The organism is Streptomyces sp. TLI_146, from assembly GCF_002846415.1.
Taxonomy (GTDB): Bacteria; Actinomycetota; Actinomycetes; order Streptomycetales; family Streptomycetaceae; genus Streptomyces.
Genome location: NZ_PJMX01000001.1, coordinates 1,651,551 through 1,668,254, shown reverse-complemented (window position 1 = coordinate 1,668,254; position 16,704 = coordinate 1,651,551). Strand labels below are relative to the sequence as shown.

At 73.0% G+C, this 16,704-nt stretch carries 13 protein-coding genes; 8 read left to right on the top strand and 5 right to left on the bottom strand.

Annotated features, from left to right (window positions below):
* Positions 1 to 110: 110 nt before the first annotated feature.
* Both BX283_RS07640 and BX283_RS07635 read right to left on the bottom strand, forming a co-directional pair.
* Positions 111 to 968 (bottom strand): alpha/beta fold hydrolase, encoded by an 858-nt coding sequence (locus tag BX283_RS07640; protein WP_101386884.1) that lies wholly within the window; start codon positions 966 to 968, stop codon positions 111 to 113.
* A complete protein-coding gene (locus tag BX283_RS07635; protein ID WP_101386883.1) occupies positions 961 to 1,554 on the bottom strand; it encodes a TetR/AcrR family transcriptional regulator in 594 nt (197 codons plus the stop codon). The genes BX283_RS07640 and BX283_RS07635 overlap by 8 nt, the downstream gene beginning before the upstream one ends.
* A gap of 156 nt (positions 1,555 to 1,710) precedes the next feature.
* On the opposite strand from BX283_RS07635, the gene BX283_RS07630 reads away from it, so the two are divergent.
* The 3 genes from BX283_RS07630 to BX283_RS07620 are packed head-to-tail and all read left to right on the top strand — an operon-like array spanning position 1,711 to position 5,052.
* Positions 1,711 to 2,067 carry a hypothetical protein gene (locus tag BX283_RS07630; RefSeq protein ID WP_101386882.1) on the top strand — a complete coding sequence of 119 codons (357 nt, stop codon included), beginning with the start codon at positions 1,711 to 1,713 and terminating at the stop codon, positions 2,065 to 2,067.
* Positions 2,068 to 2,101: 34 nt separating this feature from the next.
* Positions 2,102 to 3,835 carry a cation acetate symporter gene (locus BX283_RS07625; protein ID WP_101386881.1) on the top strand — a complete coding sequence of 578 codons (1,734 nt, stop codon included), beginning with the start codon at positions 2,102 to 2,104 and terminating at the stop codon, positions 3,833 to 3,835.
* Positions 3,832 to 5,052, top strand: coding sequence for a sensor histidine kinase (locus tag BX283_RS07620; protein ID WP_180357094.1), 1,221 nt, complete (start codon positions 3,832 to 3,834; stop codon positions 5,050 to 5,052). Before BX283_RS07625 ends, BX283_RS07620 begins: the two co-directional genes overlap by 4 nt.
* On the opposite strand, the gene BX283_RS07615 is transcribed toward BX283_RS07620, so the two are convergent.
* Complete coding sequence (locus tag BX283_RS07615) at positions 5,033 to 5,566, bottom strand: GNAT family N-acetyltransferase (RefSeq protein WP_101386880.1); 534 nt, start codon at positions 5,564 to 5,566, stop codon at positions 5,033 to 5,035. The genes BX283_RS07620 and BX283_RS07615 overlap by 20 nt on opposite strands.
* Positions 5,567 to 5,633: 67 nt before the next feature.
* Here BX283_RS07615 and BX283_RS07610 point away from each other — a divergent pair, with 67 nt between their 5' ends.
* The 3 genes from BX283_RS07610 (at position 5,634) to BX283_RS07600 (ending at position 9,802) form a co-directional block, all read left to right on the top strand.
* On the top strand, positions 5,634 to 6,584 hold the full coding sequence (locus BX283_RS07610; RefSeq protein ID WP_257582179.1) for an SDR family oxidoreductase: 951 nt from the start codon (positions 5,634 to 5,636) through the stop codon (positions 6,582 to 6,584).
* A gap of 126 nt (positions 6,585 to 6,710) precedes the next feature.
* Positions 6,711 to 7,616 carry a phosphatidylinositol-specific phospholipase C gene (locus BX283_RS07605; RefSeq protein ID WP_101386879.1) on the top strand — a complete coding sequence of 302 codons (906 nt, stop codon included), beginning with the start codon at positions 6,711 to 6,713 and terminating at the stop codon, positions 7,614 to 7,616.
* 140 nt (positions 7,617 to 7,756) lie between these two features.
* Positions 7,757 to 9,802 (top strand): SpoIIE family protein phosphatase, encoded by a 2,046-nt coding sequence (locus BX283_RS07600; RefSeq protein ID WP_101392209.1) that lies wholly within the window; start codon positions 7,757 to 7,759, stop codon positions 9,800 to 9,802.
* A gap of 59 nt (positions 9,803 to 9,861) precedes the next feature.
* Here the strand turns inward: BX283_RS07600 and BX283_RS07595 are convergent, their stop codons facing one another.
* A complete protein-coding gene (locus tag BX283_RS07595; protein ID WP_101386878.1) occupies positions 9,862 to 11,463 on the bottom strand; it encodes a phosphodiester glycosidase family protein in 1,602 nt (533 codons plus the stop codon).
* A gap of 460 nt (positions 11,464 to 11,923) precedes the next feature.
* Between BX283_RS07595 and BX283_RS07590 the strand changes: the two genes are divergently transcribed.
* Positions 11,924 to 14,041, top strand: coding sequence for a SpoIIE family protein phosphatase (locus tag BX283_RS07590; RefSeq protein WP_101386877.1), 2,118 nt, complete (start codon positions 11,924 to 11,926; stop codon positions 14,039 to 14,041).
* Here BX283_RS07590 and BX283_RS07585 read toward each other — a convergent pair.
* Positions 14,028 to 15,041, bottom strand: a complete 1,014-nt coding sequence (locus BX283_RS07585) for a LacI family DNA-binding transcriptional regulator (RefSeq protein WP_101392208.1) — start codon at positions 15,039 to 15,041, stop codon at positions 14,028 to 14,030. The genes BX283_RS07590 and BX283_RS07585 overlap by 14 nt on opposite strands.
* Positions 15,042 to 15,414: 373 nt before the next feature.
* Between BX283_RS07585 and BX283_RS07580 the strand changes: the two genes are divergently transcribed.
* Positions 15,415 to 16,701, top strand: coding sequence for a sugar ABC transporter substrate-binding protein (locus tag BX283_RS07580; RefSeq protein WP_101386876.1), 1,287 nt, complete (start codon positions 15,415 to 15,417; stop codon positions 16,699 to 16,701).
* The last annotated feature ends 3 nt before the right edge of the window (positions 16,702 to 16,704 follow it).

Below are 16,704 nucleotides of genomic sequence, written 5' to 3'. Positions count from 1 at the left end.
GGTTCCTCCCTGCGGTGCCGTGGGGGATGGGACAGGGCGGATCGCTGCGCAACGTAGAAGGTCTGGACCAGACGGTCAACCGTCTGGTCCAGACCTTTTTCGCGGTCCCGTCACCGTGGCTGCGCGGCGTCCTCCGCCATGGCCCCCGCCAGCGTCCGCCGCAGCACCTCGGCGAACCGGACCGGATGCGTGCTCAGGCCCACGTGGCCGCCCGGGAATTCGACCAGCGGGATGCCGAACCGCCCGGCCAGCACCGCCGCCGGGCGGGCGAGCAGCAGCCCCCGGGAGGCGCGCCCGCACGCCGGGACCAGCCGCCCGGAGTGCGCGGCCAGCGCGTCCACGTCCGGCATATGGCCGCTGAACTGGCGCAGTTCGCGCTCCAGGAACTGCGGCATGTTCTCCCGCATACGCCGGAACCTGTCGGTGTTACTCGCTGAAGTGGCCGCCCCGTCCCGCTCGTCGTCCGGCTCGTCGGTGCCCTCCTGGCCCGCCGCCGCGCCGAGCGCGGCCATTGCCGCCTCCAGGCCGTCGCGGCCGAACGCCTCGACGACGCCCGCGAAGGCCGCCCGCCACCGGTCGGCGTCCGGCAGCAGCCCCAGCACCGGCGGCTCGTGGGCCACGACGAGCCGCAGCCGCTCCGGGTGCCGGGCCAGCAGGTCGAGTGCGATGACTGCGCCCGAGCTGCTGCCGAAGACGAAGGCGGGCTCGGTCGGCGAGACCTCGGCGAGCAGCCGGCGCATGTCGTCGCTGTGCACCTCCACCCGCTGGTCCCGCCCCCGCTCACCGGCGGCGCTGCGGGACTTGCCGCGCGGGTCGACGGCGACGACGGTGAACCGGTCGGCCAGGTCCGCCCCCACCAGGTCGAAGGAGGCGGCGTCCCCGCCCCCGCCCGGGATCATCAGCAGCACCGGGCCGCTGCCGCGCCGCTCGTAGTACAGGGTCGCGCCGGGTACGCGCAGTTCAGGCATGGTTCTCTTCCTCCGTGGATGCGGCGGGCCAGTGTTCGAGGAGCACGTGCAGGGCCTCGACGGCCCGCCGCCACGAGGCCTCCACATCCCGTACGTGGTGGAAGCCGCCCTGGGCCTCGATGCTGAGGTAGCCGTGGAAGGTGCTGCGCAGCAGCCGTACCGCGTCGGTCAGATCCGGCTCGGCGAGCCCGTAGCCGCGCAGCATCCCGTAGGTGATCTCCACGGTCCGCCGCATCGCGGGCGCGTCGGCGACTGCCGCCGGGTCGACCCGGATCTGGGTCGCCGCGTAACGCCCGGGGTGGGCCAGCGCGTACGCCCGGTACGCGTCGGCGAAGCCCGTCAGGGCGTCCCGCCCCGAGCGGCCCGCCACCGCGACGGCGATCCGGTCGATGAGCTCGCCACCGGCCAGCAGCGCCACCCGGGTCCGCAGGTCCCGCACGTTCTTGACGTGCGAGTACAGGCTCGCGTCCTTCACGCCGAAGTGCCGTGCCAGGGCCGACAGGGTGACGTTGTCGAACCCGATCTCGTCCGCCAGCTCGGCGGCCGCCACCGTGATCCGCTCGGCCGTGAGTCCCGCACGCGCCATCTGCCCCGTACCTCCGTCGTCACCGTTCCTAGGGCTCCTAGGTTCAAACCTAGGGTACATAGGCAAGTGTGCGGGCGCCATCGAAATCGCGGCCGTGCTCCCGCCGCGCCATCGCGACTAGTCTCTGGCGACACAGAGTCTCTGGGGGAGGCAGCCGTGCCGCAGGATCCGACGGAACGCCGTGTCGTCGTCACCGGGGTGCCCCGGCGCACCCGCGGGCTCGGCGGCCACCGGCCCCGGACCGAGATCGACGAGCAGACCACCCTCGGCCACACCTATGTGCGCTCCCTGATGCGCAGCCAACTGCTCGCCGGGCTCACCGTGTTCGCCGTCCTCGTGCTGCTGGTCGGCCCGCTGCCGCTGGTGTTCGCGGTGCGGCCGCAGAACCCCGGACTCGTCTGGGGCGTGCTCGGCTTCGGCGTCTACCCGCCGCTCGTGCTGCTCGCCCGGTGGTACGTGAAACGGGCCGAGCGCAACGAACAGGACTTCGCCCGCCTCGTCGAGGACCGCTGACCGCCCGCCCGGCGCCGCCGAGGAACGTGACACCGTGAACCAGAACTACGCCGTACCGGCCGTGGCCCTCGTGGTCCTCGCCACGGTCCTCGTCGGCGCGCTCGGCCTGCGCATATCCCGGACCACCTCCGACTTCTACGTGGCCTCGCGCACGGTCGGCCCACGGCTCAACGCGGCCGCGATCAGCGGCGAGTACCTCTCCGCCGCCTCCTTCCTCGGCATCGCCGGACTCGTCCTCGTCCAGGGCCCGGACATGCTCTGGTACCCGGTGGGCTACACCGCGGGCTATCTCGTCCTGCTGGTGTTCGTGGCGGCCCCGCTGCGCCGCTCCGGCGCGTACACCCTGCCCGACTTCGCCGAGGCCCGCCTCGAATCCCGCCCGGTACGACGGCTCGCGGCCGCCCTGGTCGTCGGGGTGGGCTGGCTCTATCTGCTGCCGCAGCTCCAGGGCGCGGGCCTCACCCTCCATGTGCTCACCGGGGCGCCCCGCTGGTTCGGCGGCGTCCTGGTCGCGGTGGTCGTCGTCGCCACCGTCGCCGCGGGCGGCATGCGCAGCATCACCTTCGTCCAGGCCTTCCAGTACTGGCTCAAACTCACCGCCCTCCTGGTGCCCGCGCTCTTCCTGCTGCTGGCCTGGCACGGCGACGGCACCCCGCGCGTCGCCTTCGACGAGCCCGCCGCCTTCCGCGAACAGCGGGCCGTACGCGTCGACGACACCCTCGACATCAAGCTCGCCGCCCCGCTCACCGTCACCGCCACCGGCACCGTCGACGGCACCCGCCACCAGGACGCACGCCTCCTGCTGCCCACCGGGACCCACCGCGTCGAGCGCGGCACCCGGCTCGTCTTCGCCCCCGGCGACCCGGTCCCCGGCACCGACGCGGGCGGCTCGGGCATGTCCACGCCCCTCGCCCACGCCCGCCAGGAACGCCCGCTGTACGCCACGTACGGCCTGATCGTCGCCACCTTCCTCGGCACCATGGGCCTGCCGCACGTGGTCGTCCGCTTCTACACCAGCCCGCACGGCGTCGCCGCCCGCCGCACCACGGTCGTCGTCCTCGGCCTGATCGGCGCCTTCTATCTGCTGCCGCCCGTCTACGGCGCCCTGGGCAGGCTGTACGCGCCCGAACTCGCCCTCACCGGCCAGGCCGACGCGGCCGTGCTCGTCCTGCCGCACCTGGTGATCGGCGGGGTCGGCGGCAACCTGCTCGGCGCGCTCCTCGCGGGCGGCGCCTTCGCGGCGTTCCTGTCCACCGCGTCCGGGCTGACCCTGGCGGTCGCGGGCGTCCTCACCCAGGACGTGCTGCCGACCCGTGGGGTGCGGCACTTCCGCCTCGCCACCCTGCTCGCGGTCGCGGTGCCGCTGGTGGCCAGCGCCCTGGTGGGCGGGCTTCCGGTGGCCGACGCGGTGGGCCTGGCGTTCGCGGTATCCGCGTCGTCGTTCTGCCCGCTCCTGGTGCTCGGCATCTGGTGGCGCGGGCTCACCCCGCCGGGCGCGGTCGCCGGGATGGTGGCGGGCGGCGGCTCGGCGCTGCTCGCGGTCACCGCCACCATGGCGGGCCTGCCCGGCGGCGGACCGCTGCACGCGCTGCTCGCCTGGCCCGCCCTGTGGTCGGTGCCGCTCGGGTTCCTGACGATGATCCTGGTGTCCCTGGCGACGGCGGCCCGGATCCCGGCGGGCACCGCCGCGATACTGGCCCGCTTCCACCTGCCGGAAGCGCTGTACGCCGGGCAGCGCGCCCCCGCACCCCGTGAGGCCCAGCCGTGAACGGGTTCCTGGCCGGGATGTTCGCGGCGGCCCTGCCCCTGGTCGCGGCCGGGTTCTGGGCCGGGCGGCGCACCGCGCGTCCCCAGGGGCTCGGCGACCTGGGCACGCCCGTCGAGCACGCCACCTTCCAGACCCTGCACACCGCGTCCCTGGCCGCGCCCCCGCTGCGGGCCGGGCTCACCCCCGACACCGCGCGCCGCGCCGTCCGCGGGCTGCGCACCCTGCTCGGCACCGACGCGCTCTGCCTGACCGACGGGTCCTCGGTGCTGACCTGGGACGGGGCGGGGGAGCACCACAGCGCGGAGATCCTCCAGCGGCTCGGCCGGATCCGCGAGACCGGCCGCGGCGAGGCGTTCCGCATCCGCTGCGACGACGACGGCTGCGCCCTGCACTGGGCGGTGGTCGCCCCGCTCACCGTCGACGACCGGGTGCACGGCGCCCTGGTCGCCTGCGCGCCGCGCGAGTCGGCGGTTCTCGCGAGGGCGGCGGGCGAGGTGGCCCGCTGGGTCTCGGTCCAGCTGGAGCTCGCCGACCTCGACCGGTCCCGCACCCGGCTGATCGAGGCCGAGATCAAGGCGCTGCGGGCGCAGATCTCCCCGCACTTCGTCTTCAACTCGCTCGCCGTGATCGCCTCGTTCGTCCGGACCGACCCGGACCGGGCCCGTGAACTGCTCCTGGAGTTCGCGGACTTCACCCGCTACTCGTTCCGCAGCCACGGCGACTTCACCACCCTGGCCGACGAACTGCACGCCATCGACCAGTACCTGGCGCTGGTCCGCGCCCGCTTCGGGGAGCGGCTCTCGGTGACCCTCCAGATAGCGCCCGAGGTGCTGCCGGTGGCCCTGCCCTTCCTCTGCCTCCAGCCGCTCGTCGAGAACGCCGTCAAACACGGCCTGGAGGGCAAGACCGACAAGAGCCACATCAGCATCACCGCACAGGACGCCGGGTCCGAGGCGCTGGTCGTCATCGAGGACAACGGCGTCGGCATGGAGCCGGACCGGCTGCGCCGCATCCTCGCGGGCGAGGCGGGACCGTCCGCCGGCATCGGTCTGTCCAACGTCGACGACCGGCTGCGCCAGGTGTACGGGGACGGCCACGGCCTGGTCATCGAGACGGCCGTGGGCGCCGGAATGAAGATCACGGTCCGGCTGCCCAAGTACCAGCCCGGCGTCCACTCGGCGCCGGGCCGTACCGGCCCTATCCCGCGTACTCGGTGAGGTCGATGGAGTGCACCGCCAGCTGGTGTCCGTACCGCGGGTCCGTGGTGACCTTCTCCGGGACCATGCCCAGCTTGCGGATCACGTTCCCGGACGCTTCGTCGCCGACCCGCGCGATGGCCAGGACCCGGTCGAGGCCGCGGTCCTGGAGGGCGAACTCCAGCGAGGCGTGCGCGGCCTCCGAGGCGTACCCCTGCCCCCAGAACTGCCGCCCCAGGCGCCAGCCGATCGCCACGGCGGGCAGCAGCTCGGGCAGGTCCTCGGGCACGTACAGCCCGGTGAACCCGGCCAGCTCGCCCGAGCCGAGGAGCTCGACGGCGAAGAGCCCGAAGCCCTCCTCGTCCCACTCCTCCTCCCAGCGCTCGATCTCGTCGGCCGTCTGCTCCAGATCGAGGACCGAGCCGTCCCCGGTCCAGCGCATGACGTCCGGGTCCGCGTTGATGTCGGCCAGGGCGGGCAGGTCGTCCTCGTCCCAGCGGCGCAGGAGCAGGCGGGGGGTGTGGATCTCGGTCATGCGCCCATCCTGTCGAATACGGGGCCGAAGGGGTAATCCGCGGCTTCGGCCCGGGCAGACTCGGACCGTGGACGCACCGCAGAGCCAACCGGCCGGGCGGGCGCTGCACGGGCGTGTGGCCGTGGTGGCCGGGGCCACCCGGGGCGCCGGCCGCGGCATCGCCGCCGCCCTGGGCGAGGCGGGCGCGACCGTGGTGTGCACCGGCCGCAGCAGCCGTACGCATCCGCTTCCGTCCGACTACGACCGCCGCGAGACCGTCGAGGAGACCGCCGAGCTGGTCACCCGGCTCGGCGGCACCGGCGTCCCGGCCGTCGTCGACCACCTGGACCCCGCGCAGGTGAAGGCGCTGGCCGAGCGGCTCGCCGACGCGTACGGCGCCGTCGACGTCCTGGTCAACGACATCTGGGGCGCCGAGCTCCTCAAGGGCGGCCCCGCCGACTGGAACACGCCGGTCTGGGAGCACGACCTCGACGACGGACTGCGCATCCTGCGGCTCGCCGTCGACACCCATCTGATCACCTCCCACCATCTGCTGCCGCTCCTCGTCGCCCGGCCCGGCTCTCTGCTGGTCGAGGTGACCGACGGCACGAGCGCCTACAACGCGGCGCACTACCGGATCTCCGTCTTCTACGACCTGGCCAAGGTCGCCGTGAACCGGCTGGCGTTCTCGCAGGGCCACGAGCTCGGGCCGTACGCAGGCACCGCCGTCTCGCTCACGCCCGGCTGGCTGCGCTCGGAGATGATGCTCGACGCGTTCGGCGTCACCGAGGAGAACTGGCGCGAGGCGGCGGCCCCGCCGGACTTCGCGCTCTCGGAGTCGCCGCGGTTCGTGGGGCGCGCGGTCGCCGCCCTGGCGGCGGACGGCGACCGGGCCCGCTGGAACCAGAAGTCGGTCAGCTCCGGCGAACTCGCCCGCGTCTACGGCTTCACCGACCTCGACGGCTCCCGCCCCGACATCTGGCGCTTCATGGCGGACCGCGAACGGGGGCTGGACGCGGACCTCCACGACTACCGGTGACACCCAAGGCCACCGGCTCGGCGGCCATCGGTGTGGTGCGACGCCTGTTCTCCTGCGGCCCGCTGTGCTTCCATGCCACAGCGAAGACCGGGGGCCGTTGAGGGTCAGGGGGAGCGTGGGATGGGAATGGACCGGCGGGGCTTTCTGCGAGGGGCGGCCGTGCTTCCGGCCGCGGGACTGCTCGCGTACACGGGCACCGCGCCCGCCCGGGCCCGCACCCTGGGCACCGGCGACTGGATGGCGGGCCTCGGCGGCTCGACCCCGCTGCGGCAGCTGACGATTCCCGGTACGCACGACACCGGCGCCCGCTTCGGCGGTCTGTGGGTGAAGTGCCAGAACGCGGTCGTCGCCGCCCAGCTGAACGCCGGCATCCGTTTCCTGGACGTACGCTGCCGGGCCACCGGCGACGCCTTCGCCATCCACCACGCCGCCTTCTACCAGAACCTGATGTTCGGCGATGTGCTGATCGCCTGCCGGGACTTCCTCGCCGCCCACCCGGGCGAGACCGTGCTGATGCGCGTCAAGCAGGAGTACTCGACGGTGAGCGACGCCGAGTTCCGCCGGATCTTCGACCTCTACCTCGACCAGAAGGGCTGGCGGCCGCTGTTCCGCCTCGACGCCGCGCTGCCCACGCTGGGGGAGGCCCGGGGCAAGGTGGTGCTGCTCGCCGACAACGGCGGTCTGCCGGGCGTGCGCTACGGCGACCCGGCGCTCTTCGACATCCAGGACGACTACAACGCCGAGCCGTTCGGCAAGTACCCCAAGATCGAGGCCCAGTTCCGCAAGGCCGCCGACCAGCCCGGCAAGCTCTACGTCAACTATGTGAGCACGGCGGCCGCGCTGCCGCCCGAGTGGAACGCGGCCCGGCTCAACCCGCGGGTGCGCGACTTCCTCAACAGTTCGGCGCTGCCGGGCCGGACCGGACTCGGCATCGTGCCCATGGACTTCCCCGACGCGACCTCGGGGCTGATCGACGCGGTGCTGAGGCACAATCCGGCCCCCGCCGCCTTCGGCGCGCGGCCGAACGGGTGACTGTGGGCCGACCGCACCACGACGGGCCCCTCGGGCGCGACTCCGTGATGCGGAGGAAAAACCCCCGAAGTTAAGCTGGCGCAGTGGCTGGACGCGACCGACGGGCGATCGGGCCGGGCGAGAGGCTGGCCCTCAACCGCATGGGCAGCTTCGACTGGGACCTGGACAACAACACCCTTGCGTTCGATGACGCAGGTCTCGCCGTCTTCGACCTGAGGCCCGACGAGTACGACGGGAACCCCGACTCGCTGGTGTCCCGGGTGCCCCCCGAGGAGGGCGTACGGGTCAACGCCGTGGTCGACGAGGCCATGCAGACCGGCCGCTCCTCCTACGGCGCCTACTTCCAGCTGCGGCGGCGCAACGGACACCGCCAGTGGACCCATGTGCGCGGGCGGATCCTGCGGGACGACCGCGGCAGCGCGTACCGCGTCCTCGGGATCGTCCGCAACGCCACCACCGAGCTCACCGAGTTCACCTCGATCAGCCCCATGGAGGCGGGCCGACGGCGCATCACCAGCATCGTCCAGGGCACCACGGCGGCCCTCTCCAAGGCGGTGACCGTCGACGACGTCGCCGCGGTCCTCACCGGCAGCGACGGGAGGGAAAGGTTCGGCGCCGACGGACTCGTCCTCGGCCTGGTCGAGGGCGGCGCGCTCAAGGTCATCGCGCTGGCCGGCGACTCGATGGACGCGCTCGACGAGCTGAAGCTGCACCGCCTGGACGACTCGCTGCCGCTCGCCGAGGCCGTGCTGACCGGCCAGCCCCGGTTCGTCACCTCGCTCGGCGAGCTCGGCCACACCTTCCCCCGGCTCGCCCCGTACATCCAGCGCCTCGAAGTGGACGCGGCGGCCTTCCTGCCGCTGATCGCCCAGGCCCGCCCGGTCGGCGGTCTTGCGCTCTTCTTCCGGGGGCGCAGCGACTTCTCGGCCGAGGACCGCAACCTCTGCCTGGGCCTCGCGGGCATCGTCGCCCAGTCGCTCCAGCGGGCCATCCTCTTCGACCAGGAGCGCGAGTTCGCCACCGGCCTCCAGGCGTCGATGCTGCCGCGGCACGTGCCCGAGTTCACCGGCGCCGAGATCGCGGTGCGCTACCACGCGGCCTGGGGCGGCCGGGAGGTCGGCGGCGACTGGTACGACGTGATCGCGCTGCCCCGGGGACGGGTCGGGGTGGTGGTCGGCGACGTCCAGGGCCACGACACCCACGCCGCCGCGATCATGGGCCAGCTGAGGATCGCGATCCGCGCCTACGCGGGCGAGGGGCACCCGCCCGCGACCGTCCTCGCCCGCGCCTCCCGCTTCCTGGCCGAGCTCGACACCGAGCGCTTCGCGACCTGCACGTACGCCCAGGTGGACCTCTCCTCAGGAGGGGTACGGGCCGTCCGCGCGGGCCACCTGGGGCCGTTCATCCGGCACACCGACGGCCGGGTGGGCCGCCCCAACCTGCGCGGCGGACTCCCGCTCGGGCTCGCCACCGAGTTCGACGACGAGGAGTTCCCCGAGACCCGGCTCGACCTGGTGCCCGGCGAGACGATGGTGATGTGCACCGACGGGCTCGTGGAGGAGCCGGGACTGGACATCTCGGCCGGGATGGACGCCCTGGAGGGGGCCGTGCGGACCGGCCCCGAGGACGCCGACGCGCTCGCGGACCACCTCTCCGCCACCCTCTGGGAGCGCTGGGGCACCGGCGACGACGTCGCCCTGCTGGTGCTGCGCCGCGCCCCCGACCCGGGCACCCCGCAGGCCCCCCGCATCCACCAGTACATCCACCAGGCCGACCCCGAGGGCCTGGCGGAGTCCCGGGTGGCCCTGCGCCGGGCCCTGGAGGACTGGGGCTTCGCGGAGCTCGTCGACGACGTGGAGCTGGCCGCGGGCGAGCTCCTGGGCAATGTGCTGCTGCACACCGAGGGCGGCGCCGTCCTCACCCTGGAGGTGCTGCCCGAGCCGGTGCGCCGCGTACGGCTGTGGGTCAAGGACCGCTCCAGCGTCCGTCCGCGCCGCCGCACCCCCGGCGAGGCGGCCACCTCCGGGCGCGGGCTGATGCTCATCGAGGCGGTGTCGGCCCGCTGGGGCGTCGAGCCCAGGGGCGACGGCAAGGCGGTGTGGTGCGAGTTCGTGCCGGACGGCACGGAGGCGGACCTGTCGGCCGAGCGGCTGGTGGTGCCGCCGGAGGAACCCCCGGAGGACTGACCGGCCCGCGGACCGGCCAGTCCCTCGTGTACGTGACGTACGGGTTCAAGGACAGGCTCTCAGGGCTTGATGACCCAGGCGTCGCCCAGCGAGCGCTCGCCGGAGGAGTCCGACGGGCGGTTGATGACGCCGTCGGCCGCCGTGGCCATCACGCTGGAGCCGCCGCCGTCGAGGTTGAGCGCCTCCTGGGCGCCGAGCTGCTTCATCAGCACCGCGGTCCAGGCGATGCTCAGCCCCTCGCTGTAGCCCGCCTGCCGGCCGTCGACGACGGCCAGCATCAGCCGGCCCTGCTTGTCCACGCCCATCATCGAGCGCGGATTGGCCCGGTTGGTCCAGTCGTACGTGAACGACTGGTCGGCGCCGAACCGGATGATCCCGTCCGCCATCGCGTTCACCGACACCTTGCCCCGGCGCACCAGCGTCGGGCCGACCTGCATGATCGTGGTGTCCCGGGTGAGCGGCACCGGGAGGCCGTAGCTGTCGCTGACGCGGGTGCGGATGGTGAGGGGGTCGCCCGCGTGCACATGGCCGAGCAGCCACTCGGCGCTCTCCCCGATGGCCTGGATGGTGGAGCCGCCGGCCGGGACGGCCGCCCCGCGCGAGGAGTTCACCGCGACCACCTGGTCGTGGGCGTCGAGGACGGCCTCGGCGCCCGCGCCCTTGGGCGGGGTGCCCCACTCGGGGGTGAAGCGCACCAGCTCGCTGGGGTCGGTGCACTCGAAGTCGTGCTGCGGCTTCTCGGTCGGGGTGTCGCCGCCGACTCCGCCGCAGTTCCAGACGTCACCGGGGAAGCGGTTGACGCCGTCGATCTCCTCGATGGCGCCGCCCGGCGTCTGCAGCGAGATGTGTGCCTTGAGGGCGTCGACGCGGACGTGCCGCCCGCCGTTGGTGATGATGACCGCGCCCCGGCCCTGGGTCGCCGAGGCGAGCACCTTGCCGTCCTTGACGTAGAACCCGCCGGGGGCGTCGTTGTAGAACCACTGGCCGTTGATGCCGGCGATCGCGCCCGCGCGGGCGATGAGGTCGGTCGCCGGCTCGGTGCCGTGCAGGGTGGGCCCGAACTCGGTGTCCACCTTGCCCTGGAACTGCCGGAAGTCGACTCTTATGACGTTGACCTTCTCCGGGGCGCGGAAGTCGGTGCCGTCCTGCGCGGTGTAGCGCGTGTCGCCGGTGAACCCGGCGGCCTTCACCTTGGCCAGCTCCGCGGTCGCGTCGGGCCGCTGGGCGAAGCCGCCGAGCCGGACCGTCCAGCCCAGCGTGCCCGCCTCCAGGTCGGCGTACGCGGGCGAGCGGACCTCTTCGACCCGCGGCTCGAAGCCCTTCTCGCGCAGGGCCTGGGCGACCCGGTCCGCCGTGTCCTTGGGGCCCAGCTCGGTCGTGGCCTTGCTGACCGGACCGCCGGACTGCGCGGGCAGGTACACGTGCACGGTCCAGAAGTCGTCCGCGTTCTTCTTGCCGAAGGTGTACGTGGTGAGGGTGACGCCGGGGCTCAGGGTCCGGGTCACCGGGGGCGCGGTGGACGTCAGGGGAGACTGGAACGGCTTGGCGTCGAGGGCGGGGCGGAGGGCGCCGTGGGGGGCGGCCTCGGCAGTCGGCATGGCGACCGCGGCGGTCAGGGCGACGGCGGCTGACAGCGCGGCGGCGAGGGTGGTTCGGCGCATGAGGCTTCCTTCATGGGTGGGAAGGTGCGTCGAAAATTAGATGGTGTGGACATGACTTGCGCTGATACGTCACACGCTGCCCACGTGAAGTGACTCTCACTGATGAGTGAACGAGGCAGCAGGCCAGAAGTAGTTGGCCCGGCCGAAGTCCAACTGCCTTTCACATAAGGGCTGCTGTGCCCCCCACCGGGGCATTTGCCACATTCGGAACTCCTCCTTCCGATCAGATGATCCGTCAGTTATTTCGTCCGATTTATAACGGAGGCGGACGGATCTTCCGCGCGAATCGCCGTAGCCCCGGCGGCGCTGTCCCCCGGTCGGCCCCGGTCGGCCTCGGTCGGCTCCCACCGCGCCCCGCCGCCCCGCCGCCGGGCCCGCTCGCCGTGCGGGGACGGCCGCGAACGGGCAGCCTGGATCTTCCAGAGGTGTCCGCGCGCGGCCGTGGAGGAGGTGGTCCGCCGTGCCCGACCGGGATGCGCCCGGGCCCCCGCCCGACCGCGCGCCCCCGCACCAGGCGGTGCTCTCCCGGGTGCTGACCGGGCTCCTCGACGACGTCCAGGCACACTCCGGTGCCGTCTATGTGCTCGATCCCGCCGAGAACGTCCTGGTCATGACCGCGATCGCGGGCCTGCCCAGGGTCTTCGCCGCGCCTTGGGAGCGGGTCGGGCTCGCCGCCCCCATCCCGGTCGCCGACGCGGCCCGCGAGCGGCGTCTCGTCTGGGTCGGCGGCGAGGAGGAGATGGCGGGCCGCTACCCCCGGATCGCGGTCGTGCTGCCCTACCCCTTCGCGCTGGCCGCCCTCCCCGTGGCCACCGCCGACACTGTCTACGGGGCCGTCTACGCGACCTGGCCCGGCTCGCACCCCGCCGACCTCTCCCGCCACGAGCGCGAACGGCTCACCGCCGCCTGCGACCGGCTCGCCGAGTACATGGAGTGGGCCGCGGGCCAGGGCCGGCCGGTGCTGCCGGAGCCCGGGGTGCGCCCGGTGGAGCCGCCGGGGGAGGTCCGCGCCGCCGAGGCCGCCCGGATGGCCGCGCGCCTGCCGTACGGACTGTGCGCGCTCGACCTCGACGGCCGGGTCGAGTACGCCAACCAGGCCTCGGCCGACCTGCTCGGCGTCCCGGTCGAGCGGCTGCTCGGCACCCCGCCGTGGGTGACCCTGCCGTGGCTGAACGACCCGATGTACGAGGACCGCTACCGGGCGGCGCTGCTCAGCCAGCGGATCACCTCGTTCGTGGCGCTGCGCCCGCCCGGCGACTGGCTCTCCTTCCGGCTCTACCCCAGCACCACCGGCCTCAGCGTGCGCATCACCCGGGCCCGCGCCACGCCCCGGGGAGGCCGTCCGCCGCGCGACGCGGGGGAGGGGCCCGGGCGCCTGGTGACCATCTCGCACGTGCTGAGCCTGGCCAGCGCCCTGACCGAGGCCGTGGGCGTACGGGATGTGATCGACCTGGTCGCCGACGAGATCATGCCGGCCGTGGGCAGCCGGACCCTGGTCATGCTCGGCTCCTCCAGCGGGCGCCTGCACGTCCTGGGGCAGCGCGGCTACGAGGACCCCTCGGTGGTGGACCGGTTCGACGGGATGCCGCTGACCGCCCAGACGCCCGGCGTGCGCGCCCTGCTCACCGGCGTGCCGGGGTTCTACGAGTCGCGCGGGCAGCTGGAGCGCCTCTACCCGATCCGGTACGCCACCCCCGACGGCATGGCTGCCTGGGCCTATCTGCCGCTGATCGCCTCCGGCCGCGCCGTGGGCACCTGTGTGCTGGGCTACGCCGAGGAGCGCACCTTCACGGCCGAGGAGCGCGCGGTGCTGACCAGCGTGGGCGGACTCATCGCGCAGGCCCTGGAACGGGCGCGGCTGTACGACGCCAAGCACCGGCTCGCCCACGGCCTCCAGGAGGCCCTGCTGCCGGACACCCTGCCGGACCTGCCCGGGCTCGAAGTGGCCGCGCGCTATCTGCCGGGCACCCAGGGCATGGACATCGGCGGCGACTTCTACGACCTGCTGCCCGTCGGCACCGCGGCCGCCGCCGTGATCGGGGACGTCCAGGGCCACAACGTCACCGCGGCGGGCCTGATGGGCCAGGTCCGTACCGCCGTCCGCGCCTACACCGCCGTCGGCCAGACCCCCGGCCGGGTCATGGAGTCCACCAACCGGCTGCTCGTCGACCTCGCCACCGAGCGCTTCGCCAGCTGCATCTATCTGCACCTGGACACCGCGCGCGGACGCGCCCTGCTGGCCCGCGCCGGACATCCGCAGCCGCTGCTCAGGGACCCGGACGGCCGAGTGCGCACGCTGGATCTGGCCGGCGGCCCGCTGCTCGGCATCGACGCGGACGCCGTCTACCCGACCACGGAGGTGCCGCTGCCGCCCGGCTCGGTCCTCGCGCTGTACACCGACGGCCTCATCGAGATCGCGGGCGTCGACCTCGACGAGTCGGTGGCCGCCGTCGCCGACCGGCTCGCCGCCGAGGGCGGGCGCCCGCTGGAGGAGGTCGCCGACAGCCTCGTACGCCATGTCCAGGAGACCCAGGGGCGCAGCGACGACGTGGCGCTGCTGCTGCTCAGACCCGAGTGAGCGGCGGCGGGGCGGTGCTCTCGCGTTCGATCAGCCGGGGCAGCGGCATCGGGACCGACCGGGCGGCGCCGCCGTCGAGCAGCGCGGTCAGCTCCCGCGCGGCCAGCCGCCCGAACGCGATGGTGTCCCGGGACAGCGCGGTGAGCCAGGGGTGGACCATCCGGCACAGCACCGAGTCCTCCCACGACACGATCGAGACGTCGCCCGGCACCGAGAGCCCGAGCCCCGCCACCACGGCGGCTCCGGCCGCCGCCATCACGTCGTTGTCGTAGACCAGCGCGGTCGGCGCCGTTTCCCCGCCCAGCACCCTGCGGGTCACCGCCGCGCCCTCGGTGTCCGAGTAGTCCGTGGTCACCGAGCGCACCCCGGTCAGTCCGCGCCGGTCGGCCTCGGCGCGCAGGGAGCGGATGCGGCGGTCGGTGTGCGCCAGCGAGTCGAGGCCCGCGATGTGCACGACCCTGCGGTGCCCCAGCTCGTACAGCCTGCCGACGACCGCCGCCATCGCCCCGGTGTCGTCGGCGCGCACCTGCGACAGGTTCGGGTGCGTGTCCGGCAGCCCGCCGATGACGACCCCCGGCAGCCCGAGCTCGTCGAGCAGCTCCGGGCGCGGGTCGTCGGTGCGCGGGTCCACCACCAGGACGCCGTCCACCCGGTGCTCGGCCCACCACCGCCGGTACACCGCGCACTCGGCCCGTACGTCCTCCACCACCTGGAAGAGCAGGCCGAGTTGACGCTCCGCCAGGACCTCCTGGATGCCGGAGATCAGCTGGAGGAAGAACGAGTCGACCCCGAGGGTCGCGGCCGGGCGCGCCACCACCAGGCCGACCGTGGCCGCGCCCTCGCCGGAGAGCGCCCGGGCCGCCGTGCTCGGCCGCCAGCCCAGTTGCTCGGCGACCCGGCGGACCCGGTCCCGGGTGACCTCGGAGACGCCGGGGCGGTCGTTGAGCGCGAATGACACCGCGCTCTCCGACACCCCGGCCCGCTGGGCGATGTCCTTCATCGTCGGGCGGCGCGCCACCGTGCGCCGGGCCGCCTGCGTGTCCTTGCCGGACGGCGGGCTGTCCGTCACCCGTGCCCCTTTCCCGCTGGATCCGACCGGTCCGTGGCCGGTGAATGCCCCAGCGTACTAATGCGCTTGAGCACCATGACTCTAAAGCGCATTAGTAGATCGCTGCAACTACCCCGATTCGCGGCGGTGACCTGCGCATACATCATCCAACTAGGGCCGCCTATTGACTTTTTGAAGATTCGCACCGCAAAGTCTGCCGATGTGAGCGTCCGGTACCGCGCCTTTCCGGGGGACACCCCCCGGCCCCCGGCGAGGCCGACCGCCGCCGTCCGCACGTCTGGTCCGAGCAAAGGAGCCGTACACCGTGCGCATCTCCCGCAGGGCACTCGCCGCTGCCGCCGTCCTCGCCACCGTCCTGCCGCTGAGCGCCTGCTCCGGCGACTCCGACTCCGGTTCGTCCGACGCGTCCGGCAAGGTCGAAGGGAAGATCACCTTCCAGACCTGGAACCTCCAGGCGAACTTCAAGGACTACTTCAACGGCGTGATCGCGGACTTCCAGAAGAAGTACCCCGGCACCGAGGTGAAGTGGGTGGACCGGCCCGCCGAGGGTTACGCCGACAAGATCAGCGCCGACGCCGCGGGCGGCACCCTGCCCGACGTCGTCAACGTCTCGCCGGACCTGGTGGCCCCGCTCGCGAAGGCCGGTCTCGCGCTCGACCTGGACAAGGCGGCCGCCGACTACCGCAAGGAGTATCTGCCGGGCGCCTGGCAGAGTCACCGGATACCGGGCACGCCGGGCACGTACGCCTTCCCCTGGTACCTCAACACCGGCCCGCTGTTCTACAACAAGCGGCTGTTCAGCGACGCCGGGCTGGACGCGGCCAAACCGCCGAAGACGTACGACGAGGTCTTCGCCGACGGGCTGGCGATGGCCCGCAAGAGCAACGGGAAGATCGCGACCTTCGCCAACGTGCCCACGATCGAGGACTTCGGGCGCTACGGCGTCGAGCTGATGAACAAGAGCGGCGACGGCTTCGCGTTCAACGATGCCAAGGGGGTCGAACTCCTCACCAAGTACAAGGAGTTGTACGACGCCAAGGCGCTCGACCCGCAGGCGCTGACCGCCACCCCCGAGTCGGCCGGGCACAAGTTCCTCACCGAGTCGGTGTCCATGAACCCCGGCAGCGCACTCGACCTCGCCAACTTCAAGAAGCAGGCCCCGACGCTCTACAAGAACATCGGGATCACCGACCAGATCACCAGCACCGGCAAGGCCAACATGTACGTCATGGGCGTCATGGTGAACTCCAAGAGCAAGCGGAAGCCCGCCGCCGTCGCCTTCGCGCACTTCGTGACCGACGCGGCACACCAGATGGAGTTCGCCAAGAAGGTCGCCATCTTCCCGAGCACCGCGGGTTCGCTCGACGACCCGTACTTCACCAAGGAGGACGGCACCGACGAGACCCGGGTGCGGATCGCCGCCGCCAAGTCCCTGAAGACGGCGGTCAACTACACGCCGGTGCTGTTCAGCGAGCAGATGAAGACCGCGCTGCGCAACGAGGTGGCCAAGGCGCTCCAGGGCAAGCAGAGCCCCAAGGAAGCGCTTGACAACGCTGTCAAGGCCTGTGACCAGCTGCTGAAGCAGAGCTGAGCC

Excerpts from the sequence above, each read along its gene's own strand:
- BX283_RS07600 (WP_101392209.1), top strand. The coding sequence starts at position 7,757 with ATGGGCAGCTTCGACTGGGACCTGGACAACAACACCCTTGCGTTCGAT.
- BX283_RS07605 (WP_101386879.1), top strand. The coding sequence starts at position 6,711 with ATGGACCGGCGGGGCTTTCTGCGAGGGGCGGCCGTGCTTCCGGCCGCG.
- BX283_RS07615 (WP_101386880.1), bottom strand. The coding sequence starts at position 5,566 with ATGACCGAGATCCACACCCCCCGCCTGCTCCTGCGCCGCTGGGACGAG.
- BX283_RS07640 (WP_101386884.1), bottom strand. The coding sequence starts at position 968 with ATGCCTGAACTGCGCGTACCCGGCGCGACCCTGTACTACGAGCGGCGC.
- BX283_RS07595 (WP_101386878.1), bottom strand. The coding sequence starts at position 11,463 with ATGCGCCGAACCACCCTCGCCGCCGCGCTGTCAGCCGCCGTCGCCCTG.
- BX283_RS07585 (WP_101392208.1), bottom strand. The coding sequence starts at position 15,041 with ATGAAGGACATCGCCCAGCGGGCCGGGGTGTCGGAGAGCGCGGTGTCA.
- BX283_RS07635 (WP_101386883.1), bottom strand. The coding sequence starts at position 1,554 with ATGGCGCGTGCGGGACTCACGGCCGAGCGGATCACGGTGGCGGCCGCC.